This is a genomic window from Cellulomonas sp. P1_C4, from assembly GCF_056406355.1.
On record NZ_JBFUAI010000014.1, the window covers coordinates 14,729 to 34,345 of the forward strand.

16 protein-coding genes are annotated in these 19,617 nt (G+C 73.5%); 1 reads left to right on the forward strand and 15 read right to left on the reverse strand.

Translation table 11 applies throughout. From position 1 onward, the window contains the following. Window positions 1-7: 7 nt before the first annotated feature. The 14 genes from AC1DYZ_RS12530 to AC1DYZ_RS12595 all read right to left on the reverse strand — a co-directional run bounded on the left by AC1DYZ_RS12530 (window position 8) and on the right by AC1DYZ_RS12595 (window position 17,875). Window positions 8-1,474, reverse strand: coding sequence for a glutamate synthase subunit beta (locus AC1DYZ_RS12530; RefSeq protein WP_477065522.1), 1,467 nt, complete (start codon window positions 1,472-1,474; stop codon window positions 8-10). Then, window positions 1,467-6,032 carry a glutamate synthase large subunit gene (gene gltB / locus AC1DYZ_RS12535; RefSeq protein WP_477065523.1) on the reverse strand — a complete coding sequence of 1,522 codons (4,566 nt, stop codon included), beginning with the start codon at window positions 6,030-6,032 and terminating at the stop codon, window positions 1,467-1,469. The genes AC1DYZ_RS12530 and gltB overlap by 8 nt, the downstream gene beginning before the upstream one ends. A 158-nt stretch (window positions 6,033-6,190) precedes the next feature. Continuing rightward, a complete protein-coding gene (gene lgt, locus AC1DYZ_RS12540; protein ID WP_477065524.1) occupies window positions 6,191-7,072 on the reverse strand; it encodes a prolipoprotein diacylglyceryl transferase in 882 nt (293 codons plus the stop codon). After that, the gene (gene trpA / locus AC1DYZ_RS12545; protein WP_477065525.1) at window positions 7,069-7,890 is read right to left on the reverse strand and encodes a tryptophan synthase subunit alpha; all 822 of its coding nucleotides are present in this window, start codon (window positions 7,888-7,890) and stop codon (window positions 7,069-7,071) included. Before trpA ends, lgt begins: the two co-directional genes overlap by 4 nt. Beyond that, entirely contained in the window at window positions 7,887-9,203 is a 1,317-nt protein-coding gene (trpB, locus tag AC1DYZ_RS12550; protein WP_477065526.1) for a tryptophan synthase subunit beta, read from the reverse strand. The genes trpA and trpB overlap by 4 nt, the downstream gene beginning before the upstream one ends. Continuing rightward, window positions 9,200-10,012 (reverse strand): indole-3-glycerol phosphate synthase TrpC, encoded by an 813-nt coding sequence (gene trpC, locus AC1DYZ_RS12555; RefSeq protein ID WP_456824404.1) that lies wholly within the window; start codon window positions 10,010-10,012, stop codon window positions 9,200-9,202. Before trpC ends, trpB begins: the two co-directional genes overlap by 4 nt. A gap of 137 nt (window positions 10,013-10,149) precedes the next feature. Further along, entirely contained in the window at window positions 10,150-10,620 is a 471-nt protein-coding gene (locus AC1DYZ_RS12560; RefSeq protein WP_477065527.1) for a DUF2752 domain-containing protein, read from the reverse strand. After that, window positions 10,595-11,152, reverse strand: coding sequence for a DUF4190 domain-containing protein (locus tag AC1DYZ_RS12565; RefSeq protein WP_477065528.1), 558 nt, complete (start codon window positions 11,150-11,152; stop codon window positions 10,595-10,597). Before AC1DYZ_RS12565 ends, AC1DYZ_RS12560 begins: the two co-directional genes overlap by 26 nt. 61 nt (window positions 11,153-11,213) lie before the next feature. After that, window positions 11,214-11,519 carry an HGxxPAAW family protein gene (locus tag AC1DYZ_RS12570; RefSeq protein ID WP_477065529.1) on the reverse strand — a complete coding sequence of 102 codons (306 nt, stop codon included), beginning with the start codon at window positions 11,517-11,519 and terminating at the stop codon, window positions 11,214-11,216. 76 nt (window positions 11,520-11,595) lie between these two features. Beyond that, window positions 11,596-12,177, reverse strand: coding sequence for a Trp biosynthesis-associated membrane protein (locus AC1DYZ_RS12575; protein WP_477065530.1), 582 nt, complete (start codon window positions 12,175-12,177; stop codon window positions 11,596-11,598). After that, entirely contained in the window at window positions 12,174-13,742 is a 1,569-nt protein-coding gene (locus tag AC1DYZ_RS12580) for an anthranilate synthase component I (RefSeq protein WP_477065531.1), read from the reverse strand. Before AC1DYZ_RS12580 ends, AC1DYZ_RS12575 begins: the two co-directional genes overlap by 4 nt. Next, window positions 13,739-14,137 (reverse strand): phosphoribosyl-AMP cyclohydrolase, encoded by a 399-nt coding sequence (hisI, locus tag AC1DYZ_RS12585; protein ID WP_477065532.1) that lies wholly within the window; start codon window positions 14,135-14,137, stop codon window positions 13,739-13,741. Before hisI ends, AC1DYZ_RS12580 begins: the two co-directional genes overlap by 4 nt. A gap of 52 nt (window positions 14,138-14,189) precedes the next feature. Then, entirely contained in the window at window positions 14,190-15,998 is a 1,809-nt protein-coding gene (locus AC1DYZ_RS12590; protein ID WP_477065533.1) for an ABC transporter ATP-binding protein, read from the reverse strand. Then, entirely contained in the window at window positions 15,995-17,875 is a 1,881-nt protein-coding gene (locus AC1DYZ_RS12595) for an ABC transporter ATP-binding protein (RefSeq protein ID WP_477065534.1), read from the reverse strand. Before AC1DYZ_RS12595 ends, AC1DYZ_RS12590 begins: the two co-directional genes overlap by 4 nt. A gap of 103 nt (window positions 17,876-17,978) precedes the next feature. Here AC1DYZ_RS12595 and AC1DYZ_RS12600 point away from each other — a divergent pair, with 103 nt between their 5' ends. Then, window positions 17,979-18,629, forward strand: a complete 651-nt coding sequence (locus tag AC1DYZ_RS12600; protein WP_477065535.1) for a TIGR03085 family metal-binding protein — start codon at window positions 17,979-17,981, stop codon at window positions 18,627-18,629. Here the strand turns inward: AC1DYZ_RS12600 and AC1DYZ_RS12605 are convergent. Next, the gene (locus AC1DYZ_RS12605; protein WP_477065536.1) at window positions 18,626-19,510 is read right to left on the reverse strand and encodes an FKBP-type peptidyl-prolyl cis-trans isomerase; all 885 of its coding nucleotides are present in this window, start codon (window positions 19,508-19,510) and stop codon (window positions 18,626-18,628) included. The genes AC1DYZ_RS12600 and AC1DYZ_RS12605 overlap by 4 nt on opposite strands. Window positions 19,511-19,617: the final 107 nt, after the last annotated feature.

Here is a 19,617-nt window from a genome sequence, read left to right on the forward strand (position 1 = left end):
AGGGGGTTCAGGGGCGCAGCGCCACGGTGCTGGCGGTGACCGGCGAGGGCAGCTCGGTGCTGCCCGAGAGGTAGGTGTCGACGGCGGCCGCGGCGGCGCGACCCTCGGCGATGGCCCACACGATCAGGGACTGCCCGCGGCCCGCGTCACCCGCGACGAACACGCCGGGGACGGTGGTCGCGTAGTCGTCGGAGCGCGCGACCAGGCCGCGCGGCGTGAGCTCGATGCCGATCTGCGCGGTGAGCGGGTCGACCTCGGGCCCGGTGAAGCCCATGGCGACCAGCACGAGGTCCGCGGGGATCTCCCGCTCGGTGCCGGGCGTCGGCACGCGGCGTCCGTCGGACAGGTACTGCGTGGTCGCCAGCTGCAGCGCACGGACCGTCCCGGACTCGTCGCCGACGAACTCGACGGTCGACGCGAGGTAGTCGCGGTCGCCACCCTCGGCGTGCGAGGAGGACACCTCGAACAGGATCGGGTCCGTCGGCCACGGCTGGTGCGCCGGACGGTCCTCGGGCGGCCGCTTGCCGATGGCCAGCGTCGTCACCGACGCGGCACCCTGGCGCAGCGCGGTGCCGAGGCAGTCCGAGCCGGTGTCGCCGCCGCCGATGATGATGACGTGCTTACCCTCGGCCGTGATCTGGTCCGCGACCGGCTTGCCGGCGGCCACCGCGTTGGCCTGGTGCAGGAACTCCATCGCGACGTGCACGCCGCCCAGCTCCTTGCCGGGCACCTGCAGCTCGCGCGGCACGGTCGCACCCGTCGCGATGACGATCGCGTCGTAGCGCGCCTGCAGCTGCGGCCAGGTGACGTCGCGGCCGACCTCGACGCCCGGGCGGAAACGCGTGCCCTCGGCCTCCATCTGCGCCAGCCGGCGGTCGATGTGGATCTTCTCGAGCTTGAAGTCGGGCACGCCGTACCGCATGAGCCCGCCGATGGCGTCGTCGCGCTCGTACACCGCGACCGTGTGGCCGGCGCGCGTGAGCTGCTGCGCGGCGGCCATCCCGGCCGGGCCCGAGCCGACGACCGCGACCGTGTGGCCCGTGAGCCGCTGCGGCACCTGCGGCGTCACGTACCCGCGCTCGAACGCCTCGTCGATGATCGAGACCTCGACGTTCTTGATGGTCACCGGCGGCTGGTTGATGCCCAGCACGCAGCTCGACTCGCACGGGGCCGGGCAGATGCGGCCCGTGAACTCCGGGAAGTTGTTGGTCGCGTGCAGCCGGTCGATCGCGTCGGACCACTGCCCGCGCCACACCAGGTCGTTCCACTCGGGGATGAGGTTCCCGAGCGGGCAGCCGTTGTGGCAGAACGGGATCCCGCAGTCCATGCAGCGGCCGGCCTGCTCCTTGAGGTACGGCTGGCCGTCCTGCAGGTGCTCGTGGACGTCCTTCCAGTCGCGGAGGCGGACCTCGACGGGGCGGTTGGGCGGGAGCTCGCGCTCGCGCACCTTCAGGAAGCCGCGGGGGTCAGCCACGGGCCACCTCCAGGATCTGGTCCCACACGCCGGGCGCGGCCGGGTCGAGGCCGTCGGCCTCGGCCTGGGCGAGCGCGCGGCGGACGCGGGCGTACTCGGTGGGCAGCAGGCGCGTGAACCGCGCCCGGGTCGTGGTGAAGTCGTCGAGCAGCTGGGCGGCGACCGGCGAGCCGGTCTCGTCGAGGTGCGCGTGCAGCAGCTGCTGCACGTGCGCGGCGTCCTCGTCGTCGAGCGGGTCGAGCGACAGCTCCTTGGTCCGCAGCGCGTCGACGTTGACCAGGGCAGGCTCGAGGTCGAGCACGTAGGCCGTGCCGCCGGACATGCCGGCGCCGAAGTTGCGGCCGGTCCGGCCGAGCACCAGGACGGTGCCGCCGGTCATGTACTCGCAGCCGTGGTCGCCCACGCCCTCGACCACCAGGGTGGCGCCCGAGTTGCGCACGCCGAAGCGCTCGCCGACGAGGCCGCGCAGGAAGACCTGGCCGGTGGTCGCGCCGTAGCCGATGACGTTGCCGGCGACCACGTTGTGCTCGCTGGACAGCGCCGCGTTGCGGTCCGGCCGCACGACGATGCGGCCGCCCGACAGGCCCTTGCCGACGTAGTCGTTGGCGTCACCGAACAGGCGCAACGTGATGCCACGCGGCAGGAACGCCCCGAACGACTGGCCGGCGGAGCCCGTCAGCGTGACGTCGATGGTGTCGTCCGCGAGCCCGGCGCCGCCGAACCGCTTGGTCACCTCGTGCCCGAGCATCGTGCCGACCGTGCGGTTGACGTTGCGGACGGGCAGGTCGATGCGCACCGGCTCACGACGCTCGAGAGCGTCCTGCGCCAGCGCGATCAGCCGGTTGTCGAGCGCCCGGTCGAGGCCGTGGTCCTGCAGCTTCGTCTGGTGCAGCTGCGTCCCGGCGACCGGCGTCGGCACCGCCAGGACGGGGCTCAGGTCGAGGCCCTCGGCCTTCCAGTGGTCGACGGCGGCGCGCGTGTCGAGCAGCTCCACGTGCCCGACCGCCTCGAGCAGCGTGCGGAAGCCCAGCTGCGCGAGCAGCGCGCGGACCTCCTCCGCGATGAACTCCATGAAGGTCACGACGAACTCGGGCTTGCCGGTGAACCGGGCGCGCAGCTCGGGGTTCTGCGTCGCGACGCCCACCGGGCAGGTGTCGAGGTGGCAGACGCGCATCATCACGCAGCCGGACACCACCAGCGGAGCCGTGGCGAACCCGAACTCCTCGGCGCCCAGCAACGCGCCGATGACGACGTCGCGGCCGGTCTTGAGCTGCCCGTCCACCTGCACGACCACGCGGTCGCGCAGGTTGTTGAGCACGAGCGTCTGCTGCGTCTCGGCCAGGCCGATCTCCCACGGCGTGCCGGCGTGCTTGAGCGACGTCAGCGGGCTGGCGCCCGTGCCGCCGTCGTGGCCCGAGATGAGCACGACGTCCGAGTGCGCCTTGGCGACGCCCGCGGCGATGGTGCCGACGCCGAACTCGCTCACCAGCTTGGTGTGGATCCGCGCCCGCGGGTTCGCGTTCTTGGCGTCGTGGATCAGCTGCGCCAGGTCCTCGATCGAGTAGATGTCGTGGTGCGGCGGCGGCGAGATCAGCCCGACGCCGGGCGTCGAGTGCCGCGTCCGCCCGATCCACGGGTACACCTTGTTGCCCGGCAGCTGACCGCCCTCGCCCGGCTTGGCGCCCTGGGCGAGCTTGATCTGGATGTCGTCGGCGTTGGTGAGGTACTCGCTGGTCACGCCGAACCGGCCCGACGCGATCTGCTTGATCGCGGACCGACGCACGGGGTCGTTCAGGCGCTCCGGGTCCTCGCCGCCCTCGCCGGTGTTCGACTTGGCGCCGATGCTGTTCATGGCGATCGCGAGGGTCTCGTGCGCCTCCATGGAGATGGAGCCGTACGACATCGCGCCGGTGTTGAACCGCTTGACGATCTCGCTGACCGGCTCGACCTCGTCCAGCGGCACGGGCTGGCGCTCGCCGTCCTTGAACGCGAGCAGGCCGCGCAGCGTCATGAGGCGCGACGACTGCTCGTCGACCCGCTTGGTGTACTGCTGGAAGACGTCGAACTGGCGCGTGCGTGTCGAGTGCTGCAACCGGAACACGGTCTCGGGGTCGAACAGGTGGTCCTCGCCGTCGCGGCGCCACTGGTACTCGCCGCCCACCGCGAGCCGCAGGTGCGCCTGGCGGTTGCCGCTGGCCGGGTAGGCGTCCGCGTGCCGCGCGGCGACCTCGGCCGCGATGACGTCCAGGCCGATGCCGCCGAGGCGGCTGGTGGTGCCGGTGAAGTACTTGTCGACCAGCGGCTGCGAGAGCCCGATGGCCTCGAACACCTGCGCGCCCCGGTAGGACGCGATGGTCGAGATGCCCATCTTGGACATGACCTTGAGCACGCCCTTGCCGAGCGCCTTGATGAGGTTGGCGACCGCCTTCTCCGGGCCGACGCCGGGCAGGTACCCCGAGCGCGCCAGGTCCTCGACGGTCTCCATCGCCAGGTACGGGTTGACCGCCGCGGCGCCGTAGCCGATGAGCAGCGCGGTGTGGTGCACCTCGCGGACGTCGCCCGCCTCGACCACCAGCGAGATCATCGTGCGGGTGTGCCGGCGCAGCGTGTGGTGGTGCACCGCGCTCAGCAGCAGCAGCGACGGGATGGGCGCGAGGTCCGCGTCCGAGTTGCGGTCCGAGAGCACGATGAAGCTGACGCCGTCCGCCACCGCGGCGTCGACCTCGGCGAAGATCTCCTCCAGGCGCGCCTCGAGGGCCTCTCCCCCGCCCGCCACCTTGTACAGGCCGCGGATGGTGATCGCCCGGTAGCCCAGCGAGGGCTCCTTGGCCACGTGCACGATCTTGGCCAGCTGGTCGTTGTCGATCACCGGGAACGGCAGGATCAGCTTGCGGGCGTGGCCCGGGCCGTCCTCGAGCAGGTTGGGCTCCGGCCCGATGGCGCCGCCGATCGCCGTGACCAGCTCCTCGCGGATGGCGTCCAGCGGCGGGTTGGTCACCTGCGCGAACATCTGCGTGAAGTAGTCGAAGAGCATGCGCGGGCGGTCGGACAGCACCGCGACCGGGGTGTCGGAACCCATCGCGCCCAGCGGCTCGGCGCCCGCGGCAGCCATGGGGCTGAGCAGGATCTTCAGCTCCTCCTCGGTGTAGCCGAACGCGCGCTGGCGGCGGCGGACCGAGGCGGCCGAGTGCGCGACGTGCTCGCGCTCGGGCAGCTGCTGCAGGTAGACGGAGTTGTCGCGAACCCAGTCGGCGTACGGCCGCTGCGCCGCGAGCGACGACTTGATCTCCTGGTCGTCGATGATGCGGCCCTTGCCGGTGTCCACCAGGAACATGCGACCGGGCTCGAGACGGCCCTTCGCGACGATGGTCGCGGGGTCGATGTCGAGCACTCCGGCCTCGGACGCGCACACGACGAGCCCGTCCTCGGTGACCCAGTACCGGCCGGGCCGCAGCCCGTTGCGGTCCTGCACCGAGCCGATGAGCGTGCCGTCGGTGAACGTGATCGCGGCCGGGCCGTCCCACGGCTCCATGAGCGTCGAGTGGTACTCGTAGAACGCGCGCCGCGCGGGGTCCATCTGGGCGTGGTTCTCCCACGCCTCCGGGATCATCATCATCACCGCGTGCGGCAGCGTGCGGCCCGACAGGTGCAGCAGCTCGAGGACCTCGTCGAAGCTGCCCGAGTCCGAGCCGCCGGGCGTACAGACGGGCATGAGCGGCGTGAGGTCGCCCAGCTCCTCGCTGGCGAGCGTGCCCTCGCGGGCGGCCATCCAGTTGCGGTTGCCGCGCACCGTGTTGATCTCGCCGTTGTGCGCGATCATCCGGAACGGCTGCGCGAGCGGCCAGGACGGGAACGTGTTGGTGGAGAAGCGCGAGTGCACCAGGGCGATCTCGGAGGCGTACCGCGGGTCCGACAGGTCGGCGAAGAACGGCTCCAGCTGACCGGTGGTGAGCATGCCCTTGTAGGCGAGCGTGCGGGCCGACAGTGAGGCGAAGTACAGCCCGTGCTCGCGCTCGGCGCGCTTGCGCAGCCGGTACGCGCGGCGGTCGAGGTCGATGCCGGACAGCTCGCGCGACGGGTCCGCCACGACCAGCTGGCGGAAGACGGGCATGGACGCGCGCGCCGTGGGACCGACCAGGTCGGCCGTGACGACGACCTCGCGCCACGCGAGCACGTCGAGCTTCTCCTCGGCGGCGATCGCCTCGAGGGCCGCGACGGCGCGGCGCTGCTCGGTCTCGTCGACGGGCAGGAAGGCCATGCCGATGGCGTAGAAGCCGGCGGGCGGGAGCTCGGCGTCGACGACGTCGCGCAGGAAGGCGTCCGGGATCTGGGTGAGGATGCCGGCGCCGTCGCCGCTGTCCTCCTCGGCACCCACGGCGCCGCGGTGGTCGAGGTTGAGCAGCGCGGTCAGGCCAGCGTCGACGATGTCCCGCCCGGGCGTGCCGCGCAGCGTGGCGACGAACGCGAATCCGCACGCGTCGTGCTCGGCAGCGGGGTCGTAAAGACCCTGCGGCAGCGGCGCACTCATAGCGCCAGGGCTCGCGGGCGACGTCGACATCAGCACCGTCCTCACGGTCCCCGACACGGGTCGGGGCGTAGCACGAACAAGGGGGGAACGCGGGACGTCGTCGGCCCAGTGTGGCGACGATACAGGGCGGTCGGCGGACCGCCCGCATCGTCGGCGATGAGGCGAGCTGGCGACCAGCCCTCCGCGGGTCAGCGGGCGGGGTCGGTCGCGTTCTCCTCGTCGTCCTGCACGGTCGGGGGTGCCAGCAGGAGGGTCGTGTCACGTCCTGGGTGCCGGCGTCCGACCACCACGAACGCTACCAGCGCTCCGATGCCGACGATGATGGCCGTCCAGACGTTGAGTCGCAGGCCCAGGATGTGGTGCGCCGGATCGATCCGGAGCAGCTCGATCCAGAGCCGGCCGGTCGTGTAGATGACGACGTAGAGCCAGAACACGCGGCCATAACCGAGCCGGAGCTTGCGGTCGAGCCAGATCAGCAGCGCGGCGCCTGCGAGGTTCCAGACGATCTCGTACAGGAAGGTCGGGTGGTAGAGCGTGCCCGCGGGGTCGCCGACGGGCATGTGCTCGGGGTCGATGCGCAGGCCCCATGGCAGCGTGGTGGGCCCGCCGTACAGCTCCTGGTTGAACCAGTTGCCCAGCCGGCCGATCGCCTGCGCCACGAGCAGGCCGGGCGCGAGCGCGTCCGCCCACGGCGCGAGCCGGACGCCCTGGCGGCGGGCGCCGATCCAGGCGCCGACGCCACCGAGGGCGACGGCACCCCAGATGCCGAGCCCGCCCTCCCAGATGTACAGGGCGCGGATGGGGCTGCCGCCGACGCCGAAGTACGCGTCGGGCGAGGTGATGACGTGGTAGATCCGGCCGCCGACGATGCCGAACGGCACGGCCCAGAACGCGATCTCGAGGGTCGTGTCGGGCTCGCCGCCCCGCTCGATCCAGCGGCGCCGCGTCATCCAGAGCGCCACCACGATGCCGAGCAGGATCGCGAACGCGTACGCGCGCACCGGGAAGGGCCCGAGGTGCCACACGCCCTGCGACGGGCTCGGGATCGCGACCGGGAGCAGCGCGCTCACCGGCCGCGTCCGGTCGCGGAGCGGACGCCCTCGGCGAGGTCCGCCGTCAGACGGGCCAGGGCCTTCCGGCCGGCCGCGTCGTCGGGCGCATCCAGCAGGGTGCGCACCAGGGCGGAGCCGACGATGACGCCGTCGGCGTAGCCGGCGACCTCCGCGGCCTGCTCCGGGCGCGAGATGCCGAGTCCGACGCAGACGTGCTCGGCCCCGGCCGCCCGGGTGTGCGCGACGAGCTCCTCGGCGCGGTTGCCGACCGTCGCCCGCTCCCCCGTGACGCCCATGGTCGAGGCGGCGTAGACGAACCCGCGCGACGCGGCCGCCGTCGAGGCCAGCCGCTCGGGCGTCGAGCTGGGCGCGACGAGGAACACCCGGTCCAGGCCGTGCGCGTCGGACGCCGCGAGCCAGTCGGCGGCCTCGTCGGGGATGAGGTCGGGTGTGATCAGCCCGGCCCCGCCCGCGGCGGCCAGGTCGCGCGCGAACGCGTCGACGCCGTAGCGCAGCACGAGGTTCCAGTAGGTCATGACCAGGATCGGCGCACCGCGCCCGGCGACCTGCTCCACCGCTCGGATGGTGTCGCCGACCCGGGTGCCGCGCGCCAGCGCCGCGTCGACCGCCCGCTGCACGGTGGGCCCGTCCATGACGGGGTCGCTGTACGGCACGCCGAGCTCGACCACGTCGGCGCCCGCGTCGATCATCGTGCGCACGGCCCCGACCGACCCGTCCACCGACGGGTACCCGACGGGGAGGTAGCCGATCAGCGCCGCGCGCCCGAGGGCATCGAGGTGCTCGGCGACCTGCGACCGGACGGCGACGGCGCTCACAGCTGCTCTCCCTGGTCGGCCAGCACGACGGGCTCGTCCTCGATCAGGTCGAACCATGCCGCGGCGGTGGCCACGTCCTTGTCCCCGCGCCCCGACAGATTGATCAGCAGCACCGGCTCGTGGCCGTCGTCGCCGGTCCACCCGGACAGCTCCGCGCCCAGCTGGATCGCGCCCGCCAGCGCGTGCGCCGACTCGATGGCCGGGATGATCCCCTCGGTCCGGCACAGGATCCGGAAGGCCTCCATGGCCTCGACGTCCGTGACGGGCCGGTAGTCGGCGCGCCCGATGTCGTGCAGCCACGCGTGCTCGGGCCCGACGCTGGGGTAGTCCAGGCCGGCCGACACCGAGTGGCTGGGCAAAGTCTGGCCGTCGTCGTCCTGCAGGAGGTACGACTTCGCGCCGTGCAGCACGCCCGGCTCCCCGCCGGAGAACCGCGCCGCGTGGCGCCCGGACGAGATGCCCTCGCCGCCCGCCTCGAAGCCGAACAGCCGGACCTCGGGGTCGTCGAGGAACGCGTTGAAGATGCCCATCGCGTTGGACCCGCCGCCCACGCACGCGGCCACGGCGTCGGGCAGCCGGCCCGTCTCCTCGAGGAGCTGCGCCTTCGCCTCCTCGCCGATGATCTTGTGGAAGTCGCGGACCATCTCCGGGAACGGGTGCGGTCCCGTCACGGTGCCGAGCAGGTAGTGCGTGGTCTCGACGTTGGCCACCCAGTCGCGCAGCGCCTCGTTGATCGCGTCCTTGAGGGTCCGCGTCCCGATGGTCACGGGGATGACCTCGGCGCCGAGCAGCCGCATGCGCGCGACGTTGAGCGCCTGCCGGCGGGTGTCCTCCTCGCCCATGTACACGGTGCACTCGAGGTCGAGCAGCGCGGCCGCGGTGGCCGTGGCGACGCCATGCTGCCCGGCGCCGGTCTCCGCGATCACGCGCGTCTTGCCCATGCGCTTGACCAGCAGGGCCTGCCCCAGCACGTTGTTGATCTTGTGCGAGCCGGTGTGGTTGAGGTCCTCGCGTTTGAGGAACACCCGCACCCCGGGCGCGACGTGAGCGGCGAACCGCGGCACCTCGGTGAGCGGGCTCGGCCGCCCGGTGTACGTCTTGTGCAGCCGCGCGAGCTCGCGCCCGAACGACGGGTCGGCGAGCGCCTTGTGGTACGCGGTGTCGAGCTCGTCCAGGGCCGCGATGAGCGCCTCGGGCACGAACCGGCCCCCGAACTCCCCGAAGTACGGTCCGGCGTGGGTGGACAGCGGTCCGCTCGCGACGGCCTCGAGCAGCTTGTCCGAGACGGGTCCGACGGTCGGTCGACCGCTCACTGACGCACCGCCCGCAGGGACGGGTGGGCACCCGCCGCCACGAGGTCGGCGACGGACTCGCGCGGGGCGTCGTCCGTAACCAGGGCCTCGCCGACGAGCACCGCGTCCGCGCCGGCGCGGGCGTAGTCCATGACGTCGTGCGGGCCGCGCACGCCGGACTCGGCGATCTTCACGATGTGCGACGGGATGGCCGGCGCGACGCGGGCGAACGTGGTCCGGTCCACCTCGAGCGAGCGCAGGTCGCGGGCGTTGACGCCGATCACGCGGGCACCGGCGTCGGCCGCGCGCGCGACCTCCTCGGTGTCGTGCACCTCGACGAGCGCGGTCATGCCCAGGGAGTGCACGCGCTCGACCAGCGATTCCAGCACGGTCTGCTCGAGCGCCGCGACGATGAGGAGCACGAGGTCGGCACCGTGGGCGCGCGCCTCCCACACCTGGTACGGGGTGACGACGAAGTCCTTGCGCAGCACGGGGATGTCCACGCGGGCGCGGACGGCGTCGAGGTCCGCGAGCGAGCCGTGGAAACGGCGCTCCTCGGTGAGCACCGAGATGACGGCGGCGCCGCCCTTCTCGTACTCGGCGGCCAGCGCGGCGGGGTCCTTGATGGTGGCGAGGGCGCCCTTGCTCGGGCTCGAGCGCTTGACCTCGGCGATGACCCGGACCGCGTCCTCGGCTCGCAGCCGGCCCACGCACTCGATGGCGGACTCGCGGCGGTGGGCGCGCTCCTTGACCTCGGCGAGCGGCGTGGCCTGCTCCCGGACGGCCAGGTCCAGTCGGACTCCCGCGACGATGTCGTCCAGCACGGTCATCGACAGCTCACCTTCTCCCCCGGTCGGTTTCCGGACCTCGTCCTCGCCGTCGGTCGTGGCGGTGGCCCAGACGCACATCGTAGATCGGTCGCGGAGTGACCCGGACCACAGGCCGGTGGGTGGGACAGGGACTTTCGTCAGGGGGCCAGCCACGGCGCCAGCGCCGGGACGTTCCGCAGGATCCCGAACGCCAGGATCACCGCGAGGGTCGACCAGGCGAGCCACGCGGGTGCCGGACGCACCGCCCGCCCCTGCGCCCGCCGCACGACGAGCCGACCCCAGAGGGCGACCACCAGCGGGACCAGGAGCACCCAGAGCGGGTTCATAGACCATGCGCCCGCGACGTCCCCGTGCGCGAGGTCGTGCGTCGCCCGCAGACCGCCGCACGCCGGGCACCACAGGCCAGTCAGCGCGTAGAGCGGGCAGACGCCGTAGCTGCCGGTGGTGTGCGGGTCCCGCAGCGCCAGGAGGACGGTCGCGGCCACGGTGAGGCCCCCGGCGACCAGCGGCCGGCGCACGGACGCGCCACGGCCCGCCCCGCCCGACGGCGAGGCGTCGGGCGGGAGTGGGCCGTCGGGCAGCTCAGTAGTTGGAGCCGTTGTAGCCATCGTTGAAGGCGTCCCGGAAGTCCGCGTTCGAGAACAGGATGCTGAACAGGATGATCCCGATGATCGACAACGCGATGGCGACCCAGCCGAGGATGATCCCCGCCGTCGCCATGCCGCCGTTGTTCGCCTCGCCGCGCGCGACGGCCTTCTTGGCGTTGCTGCCGACGATGATCGCGGGGATGCCCGTGAGCAGCCCGCACGAGAGCACGAACGAGCAGATGCCGAGCACCAGCGACCAGACCGCGAGGCTGTTCTTCGGGTACGCCACGCCGTAGCCGGGCGGCGGGTAGCCGCCGGGCGCCGATCCGTACGGCGCGGCGGCCGGATACGGGGTCGCGGGCGGGGCGCCGTACTGCGGTGCCGACGGGTACTGCGGAGCCGACGGGTACTGCGGTGCCGGCGGGTACTGGGGCCCAGCTCCCGGTGCCGGGGGCGCACCCGGGTACTGCGGAGCCGGGGGCTGCGGCGTGGTGTTCGGGTCCTTGGGCGGCTCGGCGCCGTACGGGTTCTGCGGCTCGTTGGGGGTCGACATCGGTCCTCCTGCGTCGCGTGCGCCGACCCGGGCTCCCGAGCGGCGGTCGAACAGCCTGCGGTCAGTGCCCGCCGGTACGAGCCGCGCGGGCCCGCGTCTTCTCGCCGCCCTGACCGTGGCCCGAGGCCTGCAGCACCTTGCCGGCCACCAGGCCGAGCACGACGAGCGCCAGGCCGACCCAGAAGAGCCAGACCATGGCGAACAGGACGCCGAGCCCGGCGATCGTGAAGGCGATGACCACGCTGTACGTGGTGACCCAGGCCGCCACCGTCTTGCCGTGGTTCGTGGGTGCCGCCGTGGGCGGCAGGTGCATCGCCTCGGTGGTCGTGGCGTGCTGCGCTCGGTGCGCGAGGGTGTTGTCGGCCATGTGAGTGCCCTTCGTGCTCGGTTCTGGGCTCACCCTATCCGACGGTCGGGCCCCCGACCGGTACAAGCACCGCAGGTCAGGACGGGTCGTCGCCCCGGCTGAGGGCGTCCCAGTCCGACCGCTCGTCGGGCTCCGCAGGAGCGGTCGGCGCGGCCGCGCTCTCGTGCCGGCGCGACGGTCCGGCCCACGCGCGGGACGCGAGCACCAGCCAGACGCCGGCGAGCGCGTCGAGCACCCCGACGGCCACCGCGAGCCACGGCCAGACGCTCGTCGTGACGGGCCCCGCGAGCTTGCCCACGCCGGTCACGTCGGCGACCACCGGGGACACCGCGGCCACCGGGTCGCCCAGCACGGCCAGCGTGGTGCCGACGACGAGCACGCCGCAGGCCACGACCACCACGGCGACGACCCAGCGACCCGCCCGCCCGACGAGGGCGACCGCGGCCACGGCGGCGAGGATGGCGACCGCGGCCGCGAGGATCGCGGGTGCCACCTGCGAGCCGGACACCTGCACCGTCACGGTGCCCTCGAGCGCCGTCGTGCCGGTGGTCGTGAACCACGTGGGCACCGCGACGAGCGCCGTCAGGCCGGCCAGGACGAGCAGCAGGGCCGCGGCGCGACCCCGACCCGCGCGGCGACGCTGCGCGGCGTCCGTCACGCGCCCGCCCGACGGAGCCGGGACGCGATCTGGACGGCCCGGACGGCCGCGGCGGCCTTGTTGCGGGACTCCTCGTACTCCAGCGCGGGCACCGAGTCGGCGACGATCCCGCCGCCCGCCTGCACGCTCGCGCGGCCCTCGCGGATGAGCGCCGTCCGGATGGCGATGGCCATGTCCATGTCGCCGGCGAAGTCGAAGTAGCCGACCGTGCCGCCGTAGATGCCGCGCCGCGCGGGCTCGATCTCGTCGATCAACGCGATCGCGCGCGGCTTGGGCGCCCCCGACAGCGTGCCGGCGGGGAACGTCGCGACCAGGGTCTGCAGGGCCGTCGCGCCCTCCCGCAGGCGCCCGACGACGGTCGAGCAGATGTGCATGATGTGCGAGTAGCGCTTGACCGCCATGAACTCGACGACCTCGACGCTCGTGGGCTCGCAGACCTTCACCAGGTCGTTGCGGGACAGGTCGACCAGCATGATGTGCTCGGCCCGCTCCTTGGGGTCCGCCAGCACCTCGTCCTGCAGGCGGCGGTCCTCGTCGGGGGTCGCACCCCGCGGCCGCGACCCGGCGATCGGAAACGTCACCACGCGGCCCGACGTGACCTTGACCAGCGTCTCCGGGCTCGAGCCGACCACCGCGAAGTCGCGCCCGTCCGCGTCCTGCAGCTGCAGGTAGTACATGTACGGGCTCGGGTTGATGGTCCGCAGCACCCGGTAGACGTCCAGCGGCTCGGCCGGGCAGTCGAGGTCCAGGCGCTGCGAGAGCACCACCTGGAAGACGTCACCCTCGCGGATGGCCTCCTGGCCCGTGCGCACCGAGTCCTCGAACTCCTCGCGGGTGGACCGGAACGCGAGCTCGGGCTCGGGCACGTCGGCCAGCACGGCGACCGCGGACTGCGTCGGCTCCAGCAGCGCCGCCTCCATCGCGTCCAGCCGCGCGAGCGCGTCCGCGTGCGCCTCGTCGACCCGCTCGTCCGTGTCGTCGAAGTTGATCGCGTTGGCGACCAGCCAGACGGAGCCGTCGTGGTGGTCGACGACCGCGAGGTCCGTGGCCAGCAGCAGGGTGAGCTCGGGCACGCCCAGCTCGTCGGGGGCCTTCGCGGGCAGCGTGGGCTCCCAGTGCCGCACGATGTCCCACCCGAGCGCACCGACCAGGCCGCTGGTCAGGGGCGGCAGCCCCGCGATCGCCGGCGTGCGCAGAGCGTCGAGCGTGCGGGCCAGGACGTCGAGCGCGTCACCGCCCGTCGGCACGCCGACGGGCACGTCGCCCACCCAGACGGCCGAGCCGCCGCGCACCGTGAGCGTGGCCCGCGAGTGCACGCCGACGAACGAGTAGCGGTCCCAGCTGCCGTCGGCCTCCGCGGACTCGAGGATGAACGTGCCCGGCCGGCCCGCGGCGAGCGTCCGGTACAGGCCGACGGGCGTGATGTCGTCGGCGAGCAGTCGGCGGACCACGGGGATGACCCGGCGGTCCTGCGCCAGGCCGCGGAACTCGCCGAGCGAGGGCCACGTGCAGCCCCAGGGGACCTCCGCCGCGGTGACGTCCGTGGGCACGGTTCCGGCGGTCATCGGGGGTCTCCTTCGGTGGGTCGGGTGCCGACGACGGCCGGCAGCGGACCGCCGGCGTCGAAGCACGTGTGCGTGCCGGTGTGGCAGGCCGCACCCACCTGGTCGACTTCGACCAGCAGGGCGTCGCCGTCGCAGTCCAGGCTCACGGCCTTGACGTACTGGGCGTGGCCGGACGTGTCGCCCTTGCGCCAGTACTCCTGGCGCGAGCGGCTCCAGAACACGACGCGACCGGTGGTCAGCGTGCGGTGCAGCGCCTCGTCGTCCATCCAGCCGAGCATGAGGACCTCGTGCGAGTCGTGCTGCTGCACGATCGCCGCCACCAGGCCGTGCTCGTCACGCTTGAGGCGGTCGGCGACGGCGGGGTCGAGGGTCGGTGCGGCGGGGCTGGAAGACACGGACCGATCCTGCCACGGGGCCGCGCACGGCACGGACCCCGTCCACCCGCGGTCAGCGCGTCTGCGACACCCAGGCGGCGTGCATGGCGGCGTAGTGGCCGTCGCGCGCCACGAGGTCGTCGTGGTGCCCGATCTCGACCACCCGCCCCGCGTCGACGACGACGACGGTGTCGGCCGCCTCGGCGGTGGACAGCCGGTGCGCGATGGTCAGGGTGCTGCGGCCGCGGGTCAGGGAGTCGAGGGCGCGCGCGATCCGCACCTCCGTCGCCGGGTCCACCGCCGAGGTCGCCTCGTCGAGCAGGAGCAGGTCCGCCTCGGCCAGGTAGGCCCGCGCGAGGGCGACCAGCTGCCGCTCCCCCGCCGACAGCGACTCGCCGCGCTGGCCCACGGGCGTCTCGAGGCCGTTCGCGAGCTCGTCGACCCAGGCGTCCAGGCCGAGCGCCTCGATGGCCTCCCGGATGCGGGCGTCGTCGGCCGGCGCGGACGTGGTGCCGTCCTCGTGCCGCAGCCCGTACGCCACATTCTGCGCGAGCGTGCCGTCGAACAGGAAGCCCTCCTGCGGCACCAGCACGACGCGGCGCCGCAGCTCCGCGACCGAGATGTCCCGCAGGTCGACGCCGTCCAGCAGCACCGACCCGCTGGTGGGGTCCATGAAGCGCGCGACCAGCTTGGCGATGGTCGTCTTGCCCGAGCCCGTCGCGCCGACGACGGCGACGGAGGTGCCCGCGGGGATCGCCACGTCGACGCCCGTGAGGACGGGCGGCCCGTCCGGGTACGCGAAGTCGACGTCGCGGAGCTCGACGTGGGCCGGGCCGCGCGGGCTGGGCACGCCGTCCGGCCCGGCGTCGACCACCTCGACCGGCGTCTCGAGCACGCCGAGCACGCGGCGCCATCCCGCGACGGCGTTCTGCAGCTCGTTGAGGATCTCGGTCGCCATCTGCACCGGACCGGTGAAGAGCTGGACCAGGAACAGGAAGGCCAGCAGCCGGCCCGCGGTCATCTCTCCGGCGATCCCGAGGTAGGTCCCGGCCACGACCACGACGGCGAGCACGAGGTTGGCCACGAGCACGCCGCTGGAGAACACGAGGGCGACCAGGTTCTGCGCGCGCACCATGGCGGCGCGGGTCGCGGCGACGGCCGCGTCGATCTTGCGCTGGGTCCGCTCCGCGACGCCGTACGCCCGGATGGTCTCGGCGCCGACGACGGCCTCCGAGACGGCTCCGAGCATCCCGCCCACCCGCTCGCGCACCGCCGTGTACCGCGCGTTGACGCGCTTCTGCAGCGGCTGCAGCAGGACGAACAGCGGCACGAAGCCGAGCCAGACGATGAGCGTGAGCTGCCACGAGTAGAAGGCCATGAGCACGGTGGCGACCGCGATCTGCAGCACCGAGACGAGCAGCATGATCCCGCCCCACTGCACGAAGAGCGAGATCGTGTCGACGTCCGACGTCACGCGCGAGACCAGCGAGCCGCGACGCTCGGTGTTCTGCGTGAGCACGGACAGGTCGTGCACGTGCCGGAACGCCTGGGTGCGCAGCGACAGCAGGCCGCTCTCGCTCGACCGGAAGAGCCGGACGTTGACGTAGGCCGAGCAGACGGCGCCCACCAGCAGCCCGAGCGCGGCCAGCCCGGCCAGCGCCGCGACGCGCGGCACGTTCGGGCCGCCCTCGGCGAGGATCCCGGTGTCGACGGTCTGCTGCACCGCGATGGGCACGAGCACGCGGCCGATCGACGCGACGACCGCGAGCAGGACGGTGACCTGCCAGCCGACCAGCAGCTGGGGCGAGACCTGGATCCCGCGGCGCAGCGTCGCGAGGACACCCAGGGTGCTGGCGGGCGCGACCCGGTGGTTGCCGCTCATGCCGGCTCCTCCACGACCTCGAGGGCAGCCTCGTCGGCGGCCTCGGCCGCGCGGCGGGCCGTCTCCTGCTCGTACGCGGTGGCCAGCTCGCGGTACCCGGGGTCCCGCGCGAGCAGCTCGTCGTGCGTGCCGCGGTCGACCACGCGGCCGGCCTCGACGTGCACGACCTCGTCGGCCAGCAGGACCGACGACATCCGGTACGCGACCAGCAGCACGGTCGGGCTGCCGGCACCGCCGTCGTCGCGCAGGCCGCGCAGGATCGCCTGCTCGATGCGCGGGTCGACCGCCGACGTCGCATCGTCGAGCACCAGCACCGCGGGGCGGCGGACCAGGGCGCGCGCGAGCGCGAGGCGCTGCCGCTGACCGCCCGAGAGATTGGCCCCGCGCTCGCCGAGCGGCGCGTCCAGGCCGCCGGGCAGCGCGCGGACGACGTCGTCGACGCGGGCGAGGCGCAGCGCCGCCCAGACCGCCTCGTCGTCGGGCGAGCCCGCCTCCCCCGCGTCGGCGAGCGTCACGTTCGACCGGACGGTGTCCTCGAAGATGAACGTCGACTGCGCGACGAGGGCCACGTGCCGGCTGAGGTCGTCGGGGCGCACGTCCCGCAGGTCCAGGCCGTCGACGTGCACCGACCCGTGCGACGGGTCCGAGAGCCTGCTGACCAGCGACACCAGGGTCGTCTTGCCCGCGCCCGTCGGTCCGACGAGGGCGACCGTGCGTCCCGCGGCCACGTCGAGGTCGACGTCGTGCAGCAGCTCGAGCTCACCGCCTCCGGGCAGCGCGACGGACCGCCCGACGTCCCGCAGCTCGACGCGAGCACCGGCGGCGGGCGACCACGGGGTGGTCCCCACGCTCAGCGCGCCGTGCGCGTCGATGACGCGCGCGATGCGGTCGTAGCCGACGAGCGCCCGCGGCACCTCGCCGAGCACCCAGCCGAACGCCCGCACCGGCACCGCGAGCAGGGTCAGCAGGTAGGCGGCGGCCACGACGTCACCCGTCTCCACCCGCCCCGCGCTGACCTGCATCGTGCCGACGACCAGCACCAGCAGCGTGCCCAGGCTCGGCAGCAGGTCGATGACCGGGTCGAACAGCGCGCGGACGATCCCGACGCGCACGTTGGCGTCCCGCAGCTGCGCGGCCCGGGCCGCGAACCGGGCCTCCTCGCGCCCCGCCGTGCCCAGGGACGTGACCAGCACGGCGGCCTCGAAGCTCTCGTGGGCGATGTCCGCGACCTCGGCGCGCAGCTGCTGCGCGTGGATCGCCGCCGGCGACATGCGGCGCTGGAACACGAGGTTTGCGACGACGGCGAGCGGCAGGACCACGAGGGCCGCCAGCGCGAGCCAGACGTCGGTCCGGAACAGCGCGACCGCGGCGACGACGAGCATGACCACGACGCCCAGTGCGAACGGGAGCGGGTTGAAGATCGAGGTCGCGGCCTCGACGTCGGCGCTCGCGTTCGACAGCAGCTGCCCGGTCGGGTGCCGACGGTGCCAGGACATCGGCAGCCGCAGGTACTGGCGGGTGACCGCCGTGCGGTGGTCCTCCTGGATCAGCGCGAAGCCCTTGCCGGCGAACATCCGCCGGCCGGCGACGGTGACGGCCAGGGACACCGCGACGAGCGCGATCGCCAGCCCGGCGAGCCAGATCTTGCCCCGCGCCTCGGTCGAGCCGTTCAGCGCCGGGACGACGACCTGGTCGGTCACGGCCCCGAGCACCCTGCTCACGGCGACCGTGAGGACCCCGAAGACGGCCGACGTGCCGATGGCCAGGACGTAGGTGCCCGGGTGCGCGCGCAGGCCGCGGACGATCAGCTGGACCGCCCGGCGCGGCACCGAGCCGGTGAGGGCCACCGACGCCGGTGACTCGTCTCGCGTGGGCACGACAGGACCTTCCGTGGAGCTCAGGGGGTGCACTCATCCTCTCACGGCACTGCGAGCGCTTACCCGCCACGCGTCGTCGCCGCCCGCGTGCGATCCTGCGCTCATGACCTGGCACGAGATCGAGCGCGCGCAGCTGGCGCAGGCCCTCCTGGACGTCGCTCCCGACGCGCCGACCCTCTGCGAGGGCTGGCAGGCGCGACACCTGGCCGCGCACGTCGTCCTGCGCGAGCGTTCGCCGATGGTCGGCGCGGGGATCGCGGTGCCCGCCCTCTCCGAGCGTGCCGAGGCGGCGATCGCCAGGCTCGCGGACACCGCGGCGACCGAGGGCGCCTACCGCGACCTCGTGGCCCGCGTCGCCGCCGACCGCCCGGCGTTCTGGCACCCCGGCAGCTGGGCCGGCGAGTCGACGAACGTCATCGAGTTCTTCGTGCACACCGAGGACGTCCGCCGCGGCGCGGGCCAGGTCCCGCCCCGCGAGCTGGACCCCGAGCTCGTCGAGGTCCTGTGGGCGCAGCTGCAGCGCTCGGGCGGCATGCGGCTGCGCAAGGTGCCCGTCGGCGTCGTGCTCGTGCGCAGCGACGGCGTCCGGCACCGGCTGCGCGCGCCGAAGGTGGACAGCGGCACGGTCGTCGTCCGCGGCGACGTCGGCGAGCTGGTCCTGTACCTCCTCGGCCGCGGCGCCGCCGCCGACGTCCGGGTCGAGGGCGACCCCGCCGACCTCGCCGAGATCGAGCAGGTCCTGCCCTCGCGCTAGCCGGCCGCCTGGTCCGGGTGTCCGGTGGCCAGGATGTCGACGACGAAGACCACGGTCTGGCCCGCGAGCTCCTCGCTGTCCGTGACCCCCAGCGCGTAGGTAGGCGGCACGACGAGCATGACCTGGCTGCCGACCGGCTGGTCGACGAGCCCCTCGGCCCACGCCTGCACGTCCTGCAGCGAGAACGAGACCGGCAGGCCGTGCGTCCAGGTCGAGTCGAACGGCTCGCCCGTGGTCCACGCGAAGCCCGTGTACTGCACGGTGACGACGTCGCTCGCGCCCACCTGCTCGCCGGTCCCGCGGATCAGCGGTGCGGCGACGAGCGTCGACGGCGGGTCCGTGCCGGTCGCGGTGATCGAGGGGGCGCCCGACGCGTCCAGCGTGACGGCGGGCAGATCGGAGCGCGGCGGCACGGGTTCGCCGTCGGCTCGGGTCGGCAGCACGTCGACCACCGTCACCGTCGGGTAGCTCGTCGCGCCCGACCCGCTGCCCGGGCTCACCTGGAGCAGGCGCGCGCCCACCTTCTGGCCGCGGAGCGTGTCGTAGAGGTCCGTGCCGAGGTCCTCCTCCGTCAGCAGCATCGCCGTCGGGTTGGTGGAGTAGCTCTCCTTCACCAGCGACGCGTCGGTGGCGTCCTCGAGCCAGAAGTCGATGAGCACGGGACCGCCCTCGACGAGGTCCGCACCCGTGCCCTCCCAGATCTGCTCGGTCCGGGTCTTGTCCACCTGCAGCGGGGTCACGTAGGTGATCGTCGGCGCCGCACCGGGCTCTCCGGACACCGTCACCACGTCCGGCTCCGACTCCGGGGTGCTGCACCCGGCGAGGGTCAGCAGCGCGATCGCCAGACCGGCCACCAGGGCTCGGCCCTGCAGTCGTCGCACGTCGTTCCTTCCGGCTCTGGGGTCCCGGCGGGCGCCAGGTCGATGGTCCGGGCAGACTCCAGGACCGCCACACTGTACGGCCCGAGCCTGTCCGGCCCGTGCAGAGT

Bases quoted from the DNA above. Each gene is read 5' to 3' on its own strand.
- AC1DYZ_RS12600 (WP_477065535.1), top strand. From the start codon at position 17,979: ATGACCTGGCACGAGATCGAGCGCGCGCAGCTGGCGCAGGCCCTCCTG.
- gltB (WP_477065523.1), bottom strand. From the start codon at position 6,032: ATGTCGACGTCGCCCGCGAGCCCTGGCGCTATGAGTGCGCCGCTGCCG.
- AC1DYZ_RS12570 (WP_477065529.1), bottom strand. From the start codon at position 11,519: ATGGCCGACAACACCCTCGCGCACCGAGCGCAGCACGCCACGACCACC.
- AC1DYZ_RS12560 (WP_477065527.1), bottom strand. From the start codon at position 10,620: ATGGCTACAACGGCTCCAACTACTGAGCTGCCCGACGGCCCACTCCCG.
- AC1DYZ_RS12590 (WP_477065533.1), bottom strand. From the start codon at position 15,998: ATGAGCGGCAACCACCGGGTCGCGCCCGCCAGCACCCTGGGTGTCCTC.
- AC1DYZ_RS12580 (WP_477065531.1), bottom strand. From the start codon at position 13,742: ATGACCGCCGGAACCGTGCCCACGGACGTCACCGCGGCGGAGGTCCCC.
- AC1DYZ_RS12565 (WP_477065528.1), bottom strand. From the start codon at position 11,152: ATGTCGACCCCCAACGAGCCGCAGAACCCGTACGGCGCCGAGCCGCCC.
- trpC (WP_456824404.1), bottom strand. From the start codon at position 10,012: ATGACCGTGCTGGACGACATCGTCGCGGGAGTCCGACTGGACCTGGCC.